The 16,739-nt window shown below is 27.0% G+C and carries 12 protein-coding genes; 5 read left to right on the top strand and 7 right to left on the bottom strand.

Annotated features, from left to right (window positions below; all coding sequences use genetic code 11):
• Positions 1–292: 292 nt before the first annotated feature.
• Positions 293–526, top strand: coding sequence for a hypothetical protein (locus tag IPP08_07715; protein QQS65667.1), 234 nt, complete (start codon positions 293–295; stop codon positions 524–526).
• Positions 527–791: 265 nt separating this feature from the next.
• Here the strand turns inward: IPP08_07715 and IPP08_07710 are convergent, their stop codons facing one another.
• The 3 genes from IPP08_07710 to IPP08_07700 are packed head-to-tail and all read right to left on the bottom strand — an operon-like array spanning position 792 to position 6,110.
• Positions 792–4,463 carry a hypothetical protein gene (locus IPP08_07710; protein ID QQS65666.1) on the bottom strand — a complete coding sequence of 1,224 codons (3,672 nt, stop codon included), beginning with the start codon at positions 4,461–4,463 and terminating at the stop codon, positions 792–794.
• A 50-nt stretch (positions 4,464–4,513) separates the two neighbouring features.
• Positions 4,514–5,545 carry a cytochrome-c peroxidase gene (locus IPP08_07705; GenBank protein ID QQS65665.1) on the bottom strand — a complete coding sequence of 344 codons (1,032 nt, stop codon included), beginning with the start codon at positions 5,543–5,545 and terminating at the stop codon, positions 4,514–4,516.
• The gene (locus IPP08_07700) at positions 5,535–6,110 is read right to left on the bottom strand and encodes a hypothetical protein (GenBank protein QQS65664.1); all 576 of its coding nucleotides are present in this window, start codon (positions 6,108–6,110) and stop codon (positions 5,535–5,537) included. Before IPP08_07700 ends, IPP08_07705 begins: the two co-directional genes overlap by 11 nt.
• Positions 6,111–6,879: 769 nt before the next feature.
• Between IPP08_07700 and IPP08_07695 the strand changes: the two genes are divergently transcribed.
• Complete coding sequence (locus IPP08_07695) at positions 6,880–7,431, top strand: Spy/CpxP family protein refolding chaperone (protein ID QQS65663.1); 552 nt, start codon at positions 6,880–6,882, stop codon at positions 7,429–7,431.
• A 58-nt stretch (positions 7,432–7,489) separates the two neighbouring features.
• Here IPP08_07695 and prfA read toward each other — a convergent pair whose 3' ends face one another.
• Complete coding sequence (gene prfA, locus IPP08_07690) at positions 7,490–8,569, bottom strand: peptide chain release factor 1 (protein ID QQS65662.1); 1,080 nt, start codon at positions 8,567–8,569, stop codon at positions 7,490–7,492.
• Between the two features lie 67 nt (positions 8,570–8,636).
• Entirely contained in the window at positions 8,637–9,629 is a 993-nt protein-coding gene (locus tag IPP08_07685; GenBank protein ID QQS65661.1) for a DUF3078 domain-containing protein, read from the bottom strand.
• 219 nt (positions 9,630–9,848) lie between these two features.
• On the opposite strand from IPP08_07685, the gene dnaB reads away from it, so the two are divergent.
• On the top strand, positions 9,849–11,363 hold the full coding sequence (gene dnaB / locus IPP08_07680) for a replicative DNA helicase (GenBank protein ID QQS65660.1): 1,515 nt from the start codon (positions 9,849–9,851) through the stop codon (positions 11,361–11,363).
• Between the two features lie 17 nt (positions 11,364–11,380).
• Here dnaB and IPP08_07675 read toward each other — a convergent pair whose 3' ends face one another.
• Together IPP08_07675 and IPP08_07670 are read right to left on the bottom strand one after the other, a co-directional pair.
• Entirely contained in the window at positions 11,381–12,307 is a 927-nt protein-coding gene (locus IPP08_07675; protein ID QQS65659.1) for a flavin reductase family protein, read from the bottom strand.
• Between the two features lie 47 nt (positions 12,308–12,354).
• Complete coding sequence (locus tag IPP08_07670) at positions 12,355–13,704, bottom strand: FAD-dependent monooxygenase (GenBank protein QQS65658.1); 1,350 nt, start codon at positions 13,702–13,704, stop codon at positions 12,355–12,357.
• 124 nt (positions 13,705–13,828) lie between these two features.
• Between IPP08_07670 and tilS the strand changes: the two genes are divergently transcribed.
• The gene (tilS, locus tag IPP08_07665) at positions 13,829–16,009 is read left to right on the top strand and encodes a tRNA lysidine(34) synthetase TilS (GenBank protein ID QQS65657.1); all 2,181 of its coding nucleotides are present in this window, start codon (positions 13,829–13,831) and stop codon (positions 16,007–16,009) included.
• 47 nt (positions 16,010–16,056) lie between these two features.
• A complete protein-coding gene (locus tag IPP08_07660; protein ID QQS65656.1) occupies positions 16,057–16,620 on the top strand; it encodes a hypoxanthine phosphoribosyltransferase in 564 nt (187 codons plus the stop codon).
• Positions 16,621–16,739 lie beyond the last annotated feature (119 nt).

Genomic DNA, 16,739 nt, shown 5'->3' with positions numbered 1-16,739 from the left:
TTAGCTTTCGTTGTCATAATAAATCTACTTTGCATTTCCCCAAAATTTCAACTAAGGATTACTTAGTTTGTATCATCTCCTGAATGAATTTAAGTATTTCATCTTCGTAGAATATTTACCTACCTATTAATGATTTAATTGCCAATGTTATACTTTTTTTAGGATAGAACTACTTTAGTAGAAAAACAGAAATATTTCAAGTAGATATTATGTGCAAATTTGCTGTATATCATAGTGGATAAGCCTTGTAAATAAAAAGGTAATGCCTTAAAAGACAAAATATAATTTGACTATGACTACACATAAAGATTATATTACATTATTGCTAAAAAATGTTCCTAAAATTACCCAACAAGAGCTTAAGATAGCCGTTTTACACAGGCTTTCAATGAGCACAAAGGAGATAGCCGATTTACTAAAATTATCATCGCGTTCAATAGAGAATCTCCTTATGCGTATCCGTAAGAAATTAAAAATTTCCAACATGGAAAAGATATATCAAGCCTTAATGAAATTGAGTGAATAGCTTCAAAAACTAATACTTGAATTTGTCATAATCCTATATGTGATGGTTGTTGTAATAAAAAATATTGCATTACTACAATTTAATTGTACCAAAGCACAGCTAAACTTTTGCTTTGCTTAGTTGCATTTATTATTTACTAATAAGTTCAATACATTTCTCTATAAATAATTTTTTTACAATAAAAATTAAAATGAAAAATTATTTATTAATGTCATTCAATTATTAAAGTGCTTTATTTTTTATAAGAAGTAATTTAGTTATTTAGTTATTTAGTTACATTGATATTTTTAGTTACTATTCCTTGATTTGATTTTAAGACTAATTGATAAACTCCATTTGAAAGTGAATTTAATATAAATTTTACAACTCTATTTGATTCTATAGAAATCTCATTTTGAATTATTTTACATACATTTTTACCACTTAAATCATTACAATCTAAACTATATAATGTATTTGGTTCTAAAGTTAAATTGATTACAGCTTCAGTTTTAATAGGGTTGGGAGTTATGGAATTAATTTTGAAAGCATTTACAAAATAAAATAATCTATTTGTATTAAAAACACAAGGTGTTGGGTAAATGTAATAATTCCCAATAGAATTTAAAGTAGTTATTTCACAACCTCCAATTGAAACTGTTGAATCAAATTCAATAGATGTATTTAAAGAATCTGCATAATAAGCCTCAACATTTAGATAAGCAAAAATAGAATCCTTAGTTGGCAATTCATTTAACTCAAATTTTACTTTTATATTTTTACTATTGTTCTGTATTTCTTGATTTAAAATAACGCCTTTATTTTTGGAATTTACCATTGTAAATCCAATTGGAATCAACATCTTAGAACTAAATTTAATATTAGTAATAAAAGTGTTAGCATTTGCATTACTTAATAATTCCGACTTTCTTAAAATTATTGGAATTGGCAATTGTTGCACTTCAAATGTGTTAGCAAATCCTGATTTTATAGTATCGGATATAGTACCAATTGATACTATACTCGAAAATTTTGTTTCTCCTTCACCTGTTACAATCAAAGAAGTTGTGTCTGGGCAAGGTGAAGATATGTAAATTATAGTATCAGAAAAAACTCCACAAGTTTGAGGAATGAACATTATTTCAATTTGAATTGAATCTTTTTTAGGGATGATAAATTTATCTTTTGGGGATAATATTTCAAATTGTTTTTTTAAATAAAATTGAGATAAATTTATAGGATAATTTGATTTGTTTAATAACCAAACTTTTTTAATTGGTTTTTGAGTAATTGGTTGAACTCCATAATTTAACTTAAGTGATTGAAGTGATATAAAAGATTTTGATTCTAATTTATCGCCATATAACGGAATATAAATTATAGGGTTTAAAGATGAATTACTTTCAATTTTTAATTTAGAAATAGATTTACCAAATAATATAGGTTTAAATTTTATAAAAATTATAATTGAATCATTAGGTTTTAAATCAAATGGTTTATCATATGGAGAATTTATAGAAAAAATATTATTAGTATCTACAATAGTACAATCAATAATTAAAATAGTATCTCCACAATTTTTAATTATTAATGATTGTTCGTCTTCTCCAATACAATTGATATTATTAAATAAAATATCAATCTTATTAATTGAAATACATTTAACAAAATTCTTTAAAATAGCTTTCCCAATTAATTTAACATATTGAGTGTCTTGACATAATCCAATATCTGATACTTTAATAGAATCTAAAAAATCTCCTGCTGATTTGGGATTAAAAGTAACATCAATAATTAATGAGTCTTTAGGTAAAATAGTTATTGGATTATTAGCTAATACTACTTTAAAAGGATTTTTTGGTAATGTAATATTTTTGGTAATTGTAAAATCCGTATTGTTAATTATTCTAAAACTCTTTGTAGTTTCTTGAGATTCTGGGAGTATTTTTATTTGAAAATCAAGTAATGTATCTGATAATTTTGGACGTGTTAGAATCCCATTTCCATTAAATCTATATATTATTGTATCAGGACAGGGTGTTAAAATTAAAATTAGGGAATCATTATAATATCCACAATTATAAGGTAAAAATTTTACAACTATCTGAGCTGAATCATTTCCTTTAATATTGATATTACTTGTAGGCTTTATTAATTCAAAAGGAACATTTGGTGAATGTAAAATTTGTACTTTTACATCTAGATTTCGTTTATTAAAGTACTTTGAAATAAATATTATTGACTTACCTAAATCAACATTTCCAAAATCATGTTTAACTTGAGTTAAACCATCACCTTTTTCAATTAATAAGCCATTTAAAGTTACATTTAAAATAGGTGTTTTTGAATTAGTTTTTAAAGTTAGCAATGCTTTTTTTAGTCCAAATGACTTTGGAACAAACGCAACTTTCATTATTATTAGATCTTTCTTTTTAACTATAAATGGAATATTAAATGGGGGTATTATATTAAAATCTTGGTTAGATGAAATAGAAGGTGTAACTTGAATATCCGCATCACCACAATTATTCAAAACTACATAATCTGAATCTGAACCAAAACAAATAATATCTTTAAAATTTAAATTACTTTTTAATACCTCCAAGCACGAATCAATTTTTACAGTAATTACAGGTTTAAAAATATCAACGTCTCCAATTAGACCTTTATCAAAAATATCTTGTTTCCCATTTGCATCTATTATATAACTGTTTGTTGGGGTATTAAAAGGTTCATTTCTTGGAGTACCTTGTAAACCATAATTTCTAGCTAAATCATTCGTTGTTAAGATATCACCTGTAATCCATATCAAACTATCAGTCACATTTGTTGAAGAATTATAGTTTGGGAAAAATGAATAATCAATTCCGCCTGCGCAATTTTCAATAGATTTAGAAGCTCCCCCACCTATAGGTCCGCCTGGTAATGTTTTAGCACCAACATGAAATTTACTTGCAGCTTTCCAACCGAAGCCATTATTATTTTTTTCATATTCATAAGCTAAAGAATTATGTGCAGGGATTGGTTCAGTTGGAGGAGCATTCGAATTCATTGCAATGTTTATATCACCTATCATTGTTCTTTCAGCAACTAACATCCTTTTTCCATCTTGTGAAAATTCTATATCCGATATTGGATTTGTAATATTAAAATTATTCAACATAAATAATTGATGAGTAATTTCTAATTTACTAGTTTTGGAAATGAATGTACCATTTACATCTAATTGTACACTCCAAATTTCATTATGCTTTACTGAATTTTGATTTACTCCAGTTTTGCCTTTGCTAACATGTTCAACAAATCTACTAAAGTAAATTGTATCATTAAAAATTCCAATACCCCACAAACGCTCACCAAGAGGTGCAAATCCATTTAATCCATTATCAACTGTAAATGGATCAAACGAATCAAGAATATTACCAGAATAATCTATTCTATAAATTTTACCATCTTCAAAATTTGTTGCAAAAAATTGGTTATGCTTTTTATCATAACAAATGTTTCCTAAACCTGGATAATAATTTTCTGTTTTATCTAAAAAATTTGGTAAAGTAGTAAATACTGATGATACACCAGTTTGAGCATCTAATTTATATATTGCACCAGAACCACCAATTCCATAATTAAATTTACCATAAACTGAAGTTGATGACACATAAATATTATATGAATTATCAATAGTAATACCGAATACCTGACCAAGCACTTCACCAATCCAAGTTGGGTGATGATAAAATTGAATTCCATTCCAATTAGATCCTTTTGGTGCATTTGGATATGCATCTTTTGTATTTAAAATTGAAACTACAAATTCCTTTGGATCATAAATACCATTTGTACCTGAGAAGTCAGTTAATACAGCATTTCCAGGAGTAAACATAGGGCTCACAAATTGAGAATATAAATCAATATTCAACAAAAAGAATATGGTTAAATAAAGTATTATTTTTTTCATAAATTGTATATTAACTTTTTTTAATTTGAAAAACCCATTAAGATATAAACTTATTTAAATGGATATGAAAATGTTTTGTTGTACAAAAAATCTAAATCAGTAAGTGTAAATAAAAATGCAACTAAATCTTTTTTCTGATTTTCTGTTATTGTAATTGGTTCTTTAATATCTAAATTTAATTGCTTGATTTCATTTAAATTTATATTTGCATAATGATTAATAACTTCACTTAATTTGTTAAATCTACCATCATGCATATATGGGAATGTAAATTCAATATTTCTTAATGTTGGAACTTTAAATTTAAACGAATCATTTTGGATATGAGTAATATTGTATCTTCCTAAATCATTGAAATTAGGATCAATCTTTAAACCATTGTTTGCAAAAGTAAAATTAGTAAATAATGGCTCATTATGACAATTTGAACAAAATGTTCTAAAGAGTTTTAAACCATTTAGCTCTTGTATTGAGAATGTTCCCCCTTTCTCATGCCTAATATATTTATCATACTTAGAATTATATGAAACTAAAGAAACAGTAAATGAAGCTAATGCTTTGAGTAAATTTTTAGAATCAATTATAGAATCATTGTATGCTTTAAAAAAAAGATTTTTATAATTGAAATTTGAATTTAGTTTTGAGATTAGATTGTTAAGTGAATTACCCATTTCATTTGGATGAGTAATTGGATTTATTGCTTGCATTTCTAAATTATTAACTCCTCCATCCCAATGAAAAGTTTTATTCCAAGCTAAGTTTATTAATGCCAAACCATTCCTTGTACCCTTCTTCCCATCAATTCCATGGCTTACATTATGGTCTGTATGAGAAAATCCAGAATATTGCAAATGACAGCTTGCACAAGAAATTGTACTATCTTTTGATAAAATTGGATCATAAAATAATTTTCTTCCTAATTCAAATTTTTTCAAGGAAAAATTGTTTTTAGAAAAATTATAATTTGGTTTTGGCCATCCTTTAGGAACAAAGAAAATTGAATTACGATTCTTTGGTATTAACAAAGTAATAATCATAAAAAAAATAATAAAGACAAACAAATAATTGAAACTAATTTTCATTATTTGAAACCTTAAATATGTTTTTAAAACCATCCATAACTTTGTTCGATTCTGCTCCTGGAATTAATACACTTCTATTGTTTTTATAATCAAAAGAATCAAAAAAGTTACCAAGATCTAAAACTAAATTTATTTTATAATTAGTTTTGAAATTCTTAACAATATTAAATGATAAATTTCTTAATGAATTATTTGGAGAAATATAACCGCCAATGTGATATTCAAATGAGTTTTTATTCCCTAAAATATTATAATAATTACCTTCCATCTTTAAATTAATATAACCAGAATTCCAAGACCAATACATACCTTTTCTAGGATCTAAATCTCCATTTAAAGCTCCTGAAACGTTAGTTATACTATCTACTCCAAGACAAAATTTAATATTAGAAATTTCTTTTTTAGGGATATTTTTTAAAACAAATTCCAAACTTTTATTATCATCAAGATCAATTAAATGATAACTAAATTTTTCCATATACTTAGAATTATCACTAAACAAAATTTCAATGTTAGTTAGATAAAATCTAATTTTAGTAATTGAAATTGAATCTAAGTTTTTCATTAATAAATACTGTTTGTTATATCTAAAATCTTCTCCATTAAATTTTAGAGAAATTATAAACCTAAAATCAGTTTTCTTAAGTTCAACCTTTGATAAAAGTTTGCAATCAATGAGACTTTGATAAGAAAATATAATTATAAAATATAGTGTGATTTTAGCTATGATAATTTTATTTAAGTTTAACCATTTTGATTTTTTCAAAATTTCAATTTTAATAAAGAATATAATCATTGTAAAATCATAACATAATAAATTTGTTGTAAATTATTTAAGTGAAAATCAATATAAATTAATAGATTGATTATTTAGTGATAATTAACGAGTTGAATAAACAGAAAATGATTTGTAAGTAAATTACAAATTAAAAGTAATTTGTAATTAATTCTTTCTAATATATTTGGATTGTTTTTAGAAATTGAATTTTAAATAAGTTATACGAATATTAAAAAATTTACATTTTAAACTATAGTTAACGAAAATTTTTTTAAATTTTTTTACTGTTTGTGACTTTAAGTTAACATAACAAGTCATTATAACAAAAGAGGATATTATGAATTTGTTTAAAAGTGTTTAATTAGATTAAAATCATTTTCTTGGAACCAAATAAAAATATTTATCTCAAATAACAAAAATCGGGAATTGTAATAAACTGCAAAACTATGGTGTCATTTTTATTAGTTTTGCAAAAAATACTTCGAAGTACCTTTTCCGTAAAACAATGATATTAATTAAGTAACAATTTAACATCAATTTAAGTTATCAATTATTTATGAAAAGACTATTAAACGTAATTAGTGCATTTGTATTCATAGCATTAATTAGTGTAACTACATCACTTGCTCAACCAGGAGGACCTGGAAGAAAAGGAGATTCAGCTGGACCAGGCGGTCCTGGCGGACCTAGAAGAGGAGGAGATTCGTTAAAACCAAAACCGCCACATACAAATTGTATTGATTTATTAGGTTTAACAGATGCTCAAAAAGAACAAATGAAAGCTATTAGAAGCAATTTTGAAAGTTCTACATTAGCTAAGCGTGAAGAAATGAAATCATTAATGACCAAAGCTCGCGAATTACGTAAAGCTAATGATAAAGCTGGGTTAGATGCTTTGAAATCACAATTGGATACATTGAGGTCTCAAATTGATGCAGCTCATAAATTAATGGATGATGCAATGAGGAATATTTTTACAGATGCTCAAAAAGCAATTCTTGATGATTGTATTAAAAATAACAGACCACCTCATAAAGGAGGACCTCAAGGAGATGGGGATCCAATTAAACGTGGACCTTCAACAGAAGGAAGTGGGACAATCAATTAATTTTATTATTTAAAAAAAAGTCGTTTAGTTATAATACTAAACGACTTTTTTATTTGCTTTATTTTATAATTCCCGATTTTAATTTCTCTGCTCTATCTGCAAGTTTTAAAGAAGTTATAACTTGGTCAAGTTCTCCTTCGAGCACTTCTCTTAACGAATAATTTTTACTATCACCTTCAAGTCTATGATCTGTTAATCTATTTTGAGGATAATTGTAAGTCCTTACTTTATCAGATCTGTCACCACTTCCAACCATCCCTTTTCGTTGAGCAGCATATTCACTATCTCTTTTTTGTTGCTCTATTTCATAGAGTTTAGCTCTCAACATTTTCATAGCATTTTCACGATTACTAAGCTGTGATCTTTCTTGTTGGCAAGCAACAACAACTCCAGAAGGAATATGGGTTAGTCTAACAGCTGTTTCAACTTTATTTACATTTTGACCTCCTTTACCACCACTTCTATAAGTATCCATTTGAATATCTGCTGGAATAATTTCAATATCAAAATCTTCAACCTCTGGTAATACTGCCACTGAGGAAGCTGATGTATGTACTCTACCTTGTTGTTCAGTTTCTGGAACCCTTTGAACTCTATGAACGCCAGCTTCAAATTTCATTGTACCAAAAACTTCCTCTCCAGTTAACTGAAAAACAACTTCTTTAAATCCACCTAATGCAGATTCATTAAAATCCATTAATTCTAATTTCCATCCTTTTTTTTCAGCATACATTGTATACATTCTATAAAGATCTCCGGCGAAAATTCCTGCTTCATCTCCGCCTGTACCTGCTCTTATTTCAATGATACAATTTTTAAAATCATTTGGATCTGGAGGAATAAGTAAAAATCTGATTTCATCCTCCATTGATTCTTTCATAGCTTGAAGTTCAGCGTATTCAATCTCAGCCATTTCTTGAATTTCTTTATCATCAGCATTATACATTAAATCTTTTGCTCCATCCAAATCATTTATGCATTTAGAATAAAGATGATAAGTTTTTACAATAGGTAAAAGCTGTTTTTGTTCTCTCATTAACTCACGATATGTTTTGAGATCATTAATAATATCTGGATCTCCAAGTTTATTGCCTATATCTGTAAATCGATTGAATATTTGTAAAAGTTTATCTAACATTATTTATTTGTAATTATTTTAATAAAAAAAAAGATTATTCGCATCTACATAAAATTTCAAATTAAATTTAAAAATTTTGAGTTATGCCTAAATTTAATGATTCTTGCCATTGTGTATGAATATTTTGTTCAATATTATAAACAAAATTTACATTTAATGAGACATAAATAAATTTCCATAATTTTGCTCTAAACTCATTACCTATTTTAACTTTCCATTGAGTTAAATCCCTAAATTGACTAGATAATTCAATTCTTCCAGTGTAATTAATAATCTCAGTTAAAGATGCATTTAAATCTGAGATGCTTTCAATCCCCGTCCGTAAAGCAAATTTTTCTGTAATATCAGGAGTTTCTAGATTATCGGTTAAATCAGTATATTCATCTGAGAATATTTGTTCTAAATAAAATCCAGACCTTACATCTAGATCATAATTATCAGAAAAATCAGAAAATCTCAACCCAGCACTTTCTCTAATAGTAAGTGGATCTAATAGTTTTCCAATTCTAAACCTATCGTTAGTTTCATCATCAAATAAAAATATTTCAGTAACTGATGTATTAGCTTTTAAAGAGATATATGGATCTATTGTCCAACCCAAATTTAAAACACTTATAGACTCCAATGAAAGCTCGTTATCGCTTATTCTCCATGGATATAAATTGCTTTGATTCTTTACATATTGAGTTCCAAGTTTTAATAAAACTCTGTTCACTAAAACAAAATTATCTATTTTACTCTTATCAACTATTCTAGCAATTAATTTTAGAGTTAATGAGTTATTTTCTCCATCATACCAATAGTTAGAAGATGATTGAATAAAATTCAAACTTATAGAATTTTTATTTGGAATTGAAATTGGTGATGATGTAGGTATTGCAACATTAGATTCAGTTTGTACGGTTTTGATAGAAGGAACAACCACTTTATCTTGAGGATTAACCTGTGCATTAACTTGTACTGTTAAATAACTTAACAACAATAAAGTACAAATAAATGAGCAGAATTTAAACTTAATTTTTATCTTTTTAAAATAAAGTAATTCAACAAAAATTTTCATTCGGCAAAAGTAAACAACATTGTATAATCTTTTATAAAAAAGTAAGATTAATTAAAGATTTATAATTCATTTAAAATAAATCTTATTCTAAAGGAAGTTCTAATAATTGTGGGAAAAATGTGTAAAATATGTGTAAAATTTATTTTGATTGCTAACTTAAAGGTTGTAATTTGTAATTGTTATTTCAGTCTAATTAGAAAAGTTTAATTTTTAAAAGTATTGTCAACAGATTATAATAATTATAAAGAAGGAGGCGCATCAATGCCTTTAGATAGGTTCATTGGTCAACCAAATTCTAGAGGTAACAAAGTTGTCAAACTCGAAACCAATTCAGACAGAGTTCCACCTCATTCAAACGATGCAGAAGTTGCAGTGTTAGGTGCAATGATGCTTGGAAAAGAAGCTTCAACAAAAGTTATTCCAATACTTTCCCCTGATTCATTTTACAGAGAATCTCATAGAGTCATTTATCAAGCAATGGTTGCTTTAGCAGATAGGAACCAACCAGTTGATATAATTACTCTTAAGGATGAACTTCAAAGAATGAATAAGCTCCAAGATGTAGGAGGTTCTTATTATCTTTCTGAACTTAATATGAGGACACCAACATCAGCAAATGCAGAATATCATGCTAAGATTATATTCGAAAAATATCTTAAAAGGCAGATGATTCAAACTGCAATGGAAATTATGGGAAATTGTTTTTCGGAAACAACTGATGCTTTTGAAGAAATAGATAGAGCTGAACAACAGATATTTGATATTGCTGAAAGTAGAACTGGAAGCAGAAGTTACAGAGCTTTAAAACCTTTAGCAATGGAAACCATAGAGCTTCTTGAAGCTATGAGTAGTAGATTTCAAGATGGTGGTGGTGTTGTTGGAATTCCAACTGGTTTATCAAAACTTGATGCAATGACTGGTGGTTTTCAAAGGTCTGACTTGATTATTATTGCAGCAAGACCATCAATGGGTAAAACTGCCGCAAGCCTAAGTATGGCTCGTAATATGGCAGTGGATTATAAAAGAGGAGTTGCATTTTTTTCTTTAGAGATGTCTGCTCAGCAGTTAGTTGTAAGGTTGATTTCTGCTGAATCAGGAGTTAATATGCAAAAGTTAAGAACTGGAGATTTAAAGCCACAAGATTGGCAAAATATAGTTAGAACAATTCATAATTTAGCTGATGCTCCTTTGTATATTGATGATTCACCTGCTCTAAGCATTTTAGAGTTAAGAGCAAGAGCAAGGCAAATGAAACGTGAACATAATATTGAATGTATTATGATAGATTACTTGCAACTTATGCATGCACCAAAAGCAGAAAGCAGAGAAAGAGAAATTTCAACTATATCTAGAGGTTTAAAACAGCTTGCTAAAGAACTTAATATACCTGTAATTGCTTTATCACAACTTAATCGAAGCGTTGAGGGGAGAACAGGAACTAATAAAAGACCGATGTTAAGTGACTTAAGAGAATCTGGTTCTATTGAGCAAGACGCAGACGTTGTAGCCTTTGTTCACCGACCAGAATATTATGGAATTACAACTGATGAAGATGGGAATCCAACAGAAGGTGTTGCTGAACTGATAATTGGGAAACAAAGAAATGGACCAACTGGAATTGCTAAAGTAGCATTCCTAAAAGAATCTGCCAGATTTGAAAATTTAGCATATCAATATGATAATGCCTCAGATTATTTACCATCTGGTTTAGATCCAGATGAACAACCATTCTAACTAATAAAAGTGTGAAGTTAATTATCAATAGAAAGTAAAATCATCCATGCTTTAATTACATCTGAATGTATGAAATGTTTAGAAATTTGAATTAAATTATCAACATCAACTATGTTTTTGTTATCAATTTCATTTAGTGCAATAAGTAATTCTTTGCTTACAATGTTATTGTATTTTCTAACATCTTGCCAAAAATTCATTACTTCATTATTACTTGGAAGAGCAGTTACTGAAGCTAGTTTTGCTAATTCATTTTTGGAAAAGTTTTTACTTTTTGAAATAAATTCTGGTAAATTGTCAAAACCAATTCCTTGAGTTTTAGGTTGTTCCAAGGTAAATACAGAATCAAAATTTGCTCTTGAATAATTTGCTCCACCCATTCTAGCAACTAAATCTAATTTAGAATAATCAAGATATTTTCCAGTAAACATATCTTCTTTAACATGAAACATAACAACTTCACCAATTAACAAATTACCAGAACCAGGCAATCCACCTAACTCTAAATGCTGTTTCAAAATACATTCCATCACCATTGGGGCTTCAAGAACTCCAAATGGTTTTATTATAGTTGATTCTAATTTTGAAAATCCAGATTTTACAAATTCATCAGTCCCTTTAGAATAATCTGTTGAAGCTAATGACATTTGTTCTACCATGTTGAAAGAAACATTAGAAACAGTAAATTCTTTTAATTCTAAAATGTTTAATAATGTATCTTTTTTCTTTCCATCAGTACCTCTTAAAGCAGGTGAAATTGCTATTGTAGGAGGATTAGCACCAAAAGCATTAAAAAATGAAAATGGAGCTAAGTTATCATTCCCAAAAGAATCTTGAGTTCCAACAAATGCTATTGGTCTGGGTGAAACGCCAGAAAGAAGTAGTTTATGAGATTCAGTAAAATGAATTTCCTTTGGGTTTACTTCTCTATAAATATTTTTCATAATTTTAATTTAAAATTTGTTAAACAAAATTAAATCTAAAATAAAATTTAGAAATTTAATTTTAAAAATTTCTCTAATGAATCTTTTCCTTTATTAATTTCATTTAAAATATTCTCATATCCAATTTTTTCCAAAAAATTATCCTGTTTAATAGATCTATTTAGAGCATCACTATAAGGAATAGTGCTAAAAGTTACCATGGTATATAAAGGTACCCAAAATTCTGGAAAGAAATCAAAAAGTATGTTATCAATCTCTTTTTTCTTGATAAATTTTGGATTTATAACTTTACTTCTCATTTCAACAAAATTTTGAAGTGCTAAATCAGCTATAGCATCAGCATTAGGTTTTCTGTTCTCAAAATATTTCTCAATCACAGTACACCATTCGTCAACACTTTCAGGTAGAATTTTAGAGATTATATTATCTAACTCAAGACAATCCTCAAAACAACAATTCATACCTTGTCCATAAAAAGGGACAACAGCATGAGCGGCATCTCCAAGCAAAAAAGCCCAGTCTTCATAATACCATTTATCACATCTTACAGTAGCTAAAGTTGAAGGAGGGTTTCGGTTCCAATCTTCTAATAAAGTTGGCATAAGTGGAACAGCATCTTTAAAAAAAATATTAAAATACCTTAATACATCATCATCTGTTTTTATTGAATTAAGTCCATTCTCACCTTCCCAAGGAGCAAAAAGGGTTAGTGTAAATGTGGCATCTGGGTTTGGTAAAGCTATCATCATAAACTCGTGTCTGGGCCAAATGTGTAATGAATTTTTTTCTAATAAAAATTCACCATTTATGCCAGCAGGTATAGTTAATTCTTTGTAACCATGCTCTAACCATACAACTTTTGTATTAACTCCAGTTGACTCTATTGAATGTCTTAAAGAAGAATTTGATCCATCTGTACCAATTAAAATATCAACATTTTTTTTAACTATTTCATCAGTTTTATTGTTTTCTAAAATTACAACTTTATCATTTAAATGAACTTCCTTACAAGTAAAATCGAAATGAATTTTTAAATTAGGTTCGCGTTCTGCAATATTCATTAATTCAATATTCAAACCAGATCTTGAAACAGAATTAATTGCTTGCCCATCTTTTCCATAAGGTTGAGATTCCAAATCCCCATCTAAAGTATGGATCATTCTTGAATACATGGGAATAGCTGAGCCAAGTATTTCTTTATCAATACCTATAGCTTTAAGAGCTGCAATACCTCTAGTTGATAACGCAAGATTGATCGATCTACCTCTTTCAACAGATGTTTTTCTCATATCATCACGTTTTTCATATAAATCTATTTGGTAACCTCTTCTAGCTAAAAATGTTGCTAATAAAGGACCTGATAACCCAGAACCAAGAATCGTAATTCTTTTTGACATAATTATTCAATATTAATTTCTACAAACTTAAAATATTTCTTTATAAGTAAGAATTATAAAACATTGTTCTAAAAGATACTATCACCTTAAATTTGTAAACTTTATTTTATTAAATCTTAGAATTATGATAGATATAAACAAATCATTGCTTTATCAGAATGTTAAAAAATATATTGCTAGAAATGATTTAATCTGGTCAAATGATAAATTGCTTGTAGCTGTTAGTGGTGGAATAGATTCTATGACTATGCTAGTTATACTAAAATACTTATCAAATACTCTAAATTTAGAATTAGTTGTTGCTCATTTTAACCATTTATTAAGAGGCTTAGAATCTGATAAAGACGCACAGTTTGTAGCTGAAGTATCTAGAAAACTAGGTTTGAAATACTATATAGGGAAAGGTGATATAAACAAGTTATCAAAAGAATGGAAAATGACTATTGAAGAAGCTGCAAGAACAGCAAGATATAATTTTCTTACTAAAGTGATGAATGATCATGATATTTCAACATTGGCAGTAGCACACAATTCAAATGATAATGCTGAAACACTAATTTTTAATTTATTAAGGGGAAGTGGAGTAACAGGATTAGCAGGTATTCCTCCTATTAGAATTTTCAATGAAAACAAAAGGATTATTAGACCATTTCTTTCTGTCCCTCGAGAGGAAATTGAATCTTTTGCAAAAGACTTTGAGATTAAGTGGCGAGAAGATGAAACAAATGAACTCTTAAATGCTACTAGAAATAAAATTAGGCACGAGTTATTACCTGAATTGCAAAAATATAATTCGTCAATTGTAAAAACTCTTAACTCTACAACTGAGATTATGAGAGGTGTAGATGATTTTTTAGGAAGGTCTGTAGATTCTGCAATAAAAAATTTACTTCAAGAAAAAGAGCCTGGAAGAATATCTTTAAAAATATCCCATCTTAAATATTTTCCTAAAACAATTCAATCAGAAATAATTCAGAAGGTTATTTGCGAAGAATTTAATGTACAACCAATTGATTATGCAACAACTGAAAGGATATTGTTATTATTGTCCAAAGAAACTGGATGTCAAGTTGATATAGTTTCTGGAATAAGCGGATTAAGGGATAGAGATAATTTAGTTTTTTTAGGAAAAGCAATTGTTAGGGTTTCTGACAAACAAAATGGTATAAAATTAGAAAAAAATATTGGAACTAAAACTGAAATTACAAATAAAAATATTGTAGAAATAAATACTATAAATGAACCTTTTAAAGGAAAAAATAATCATAAAAATAATATAAATAATAAAGTTACTCAGCAAGTTAAAATTGAATCTAATCTATTAAATAATAATAGCAATAAAATAGATAAATCTAATGTAATTTTAAATGAAAAACCTCAGATAATAAAATCAGATATTAAAATTATAACACCTATTTCTGATACTAAAAGTAATAAGCTAAAAGGTAAACAACTACAAAAATCTGTTTTATTAGTTACTTCTGAACCTGATAATAATTCAAATGTTAATAAAATTGATAAGAATTTAAAAAATCAGATTATTGTCAAACAAAAAATAGATAATAGTTCAAAAAGAAAAATCGAATTAGAAAATTTGGGGAAAAAGATAAATCAGAAAAATAAGATTCCTATTGTTCAAAATAAGGTTGAAAATAATATTGATAATAAAACTAAAAATCAAATTAATTCCAAACCAATCTTAAAAACTAATGCAGATTTAAAAAATCTAGTTAAAATAAATAATTCAAAACCAGTTAATGAGAAGACTAACATTTTTAATTCAAAAAAATCAATTGTCAATGAAAAAATAATTTCAGAAAAAAAGGATGCAAATTTAGAATTAAAAGTAGATATTCTAAAAAGTTATCCTAAATTAATTCAATTTGAAAATATAAATATTCACATTAATAAATTAGCTAAAAAGAATGTGAAATTTGAAGATAATAAAAATATTGAGTTCGTTGATGCAAAAAATATTATGGGTGATTTAATACTTAGAAAATGGCAAAAAGGTGATAAGTTTATTCCATTAGGAATGTCTGGCGAAAAAAAATTGAGTGATTTTTTTGTTGATATAAAAATACCATTAGATAAAAAAGGACAAATAATGGTTTTAGTAAATAAAGGTAATGATAGAGAAGAAATTATTTGGATTTGTGGATTTAGAATTGCAAATAAATTTAGAATAACAAGAGATACTAAACATGCTCTGAAGTTAGAAATGGAGAGAACTATTAAAGGAAATGTACAACCAAAAAATTTGTTAAATAAGACAGAAAAAGATGATGAAATACTAAAAAAGTAAGTATTAATTTATACCATTGATTTTAATACCAAAGCAATAAGCTAAATATGTTATCGTCAGTTAACTTTAAGGATATTATAAAAATAAATGATAAACAATTTGAGTTATTTATATTAGAGAATACAATTCTAAAAAGAATAAAAGAATTATCTGATATAATTAAGTTAGAAGTATGTAAAGATACAATTTTTGTTTGTGTTTTAAAAGGTGGATTCACTTTTTTTTATAATTTGATCAATCAGTTAAATATTATTGATTTAAAATTTGATTTTGTTTCGGTTTCAAGTTATAACGGTAAATTAGAAAATGGAACAAATGTTATTAAATCAATTGATTTAAGTACATTGGATTATGAAAAAAAGAATGTAATAATTATTGAAGATATTATCGATACTGGTAACACTATCAATTTTTTAAAAAACTATTATACCTCAAAAAAAATAAACTCTTTGAAAATTGCTACCCTTATTTTTAAGCCTAAATACAATTTAAATATTGTTAAACCAGATTTTATTGGTTTTGAAATTGAGAATGAATTTATAATTGGTTTTGGAATGGATTATTTAGAAGAAGGCAGAAGTTTGAAAGAAATATATAAGTTAAAGAGTTAAATAATTTTGTTTAAAAGAATTTTATAAAGTAGAAATTAAGATATGAGCGAACTAAAAAACAACAACCAACCTAAATCACCTTTACAACAAAAATTGGGTGGTAGCGATTCTGGTCCTGG

The sequence above is a fragment of the Chlorobiota bacterium genome, assembly GCA_016700335.1.
Lineage (GTDB): Bacteria > Bacteroidota > Ignavibacteria > OLB7 > OLB7.
The sequence above is the reverse complement of the archived record's forward strand: the minus strand, read 5'-3'. Positions and strand labels throughout refer to the sequence as shown.

Coding starts and splice junctions, on each gene's coding strand:
- IPP08_07715 (QQS65667.1), top strand. CDS start 293: ATGACTACACATAAAGATTATATTACATTATTGCTAAAAAATGTTCCT.
- IPP08_07710 (QQS65666.1), bottom strand. CDS start 4,463: ATGAAAAAAATAATACTTTATTTAACCATATTCTTTTTGTTGAATATT.
- IPP08_07705 (QQS65665.1), bottom strand. CDS start 5,545: ATGAAAATTAGTTTCAATTATTTGTTTGTCTTTATTATTTTTTTTATG.
- IPP08_07700 (QQS65664.1), bottom strand. CDS start 6,110: ATGAAAAACTTAGATTCAATTTCAATTACTAAAATTAGATTTTATCTA.
- IPP08_07695 (QQS65663.1), top strand. CDS start 6,880: ATGAAAAGACTATTAAACGTAATTAGTGCATTTGTATTCATAGCATTA.
- prfA (QQS65662.1), bottom strand. CDS start 8,569: ATGTTAGATAAACTTTTACAAATATTCAATCGATTTACAGATATAGGC.
- IPP08_07685 (QQS65661.1), bottom strand. CDS start 9,629: ATGAAAATTTTTGTTGAATTACTTTATTTTAAAAAGATAAAAATTAAG.
- IPP08_07675 (QQS65659.1), bottom strand. CDS start 12,307: ATGAAAAATATTTATAGAGAAGTAAACCCAAAGGAAATTCATTTTACT.
- IPP08_07670 (QQS65658.1), bottom strand. CDS start 13,704: ATGTCAAAAAGAATTACGATTCTTGGTTCTGGGTTATCAGGTCCTTTA.
- tilS (QQS65657.1), top strand. CDS start 13,829: ATGATAGATATAAACAAATCATTGCTTTATCAGAATGTTAAAAAATAT.
- IPP08_07660 (QQS65656.1), top strand. CDS start 16,057: ATGTTATCGTCAGTTAACTTTAAGGATATTATAAAAATAAATGATAAA.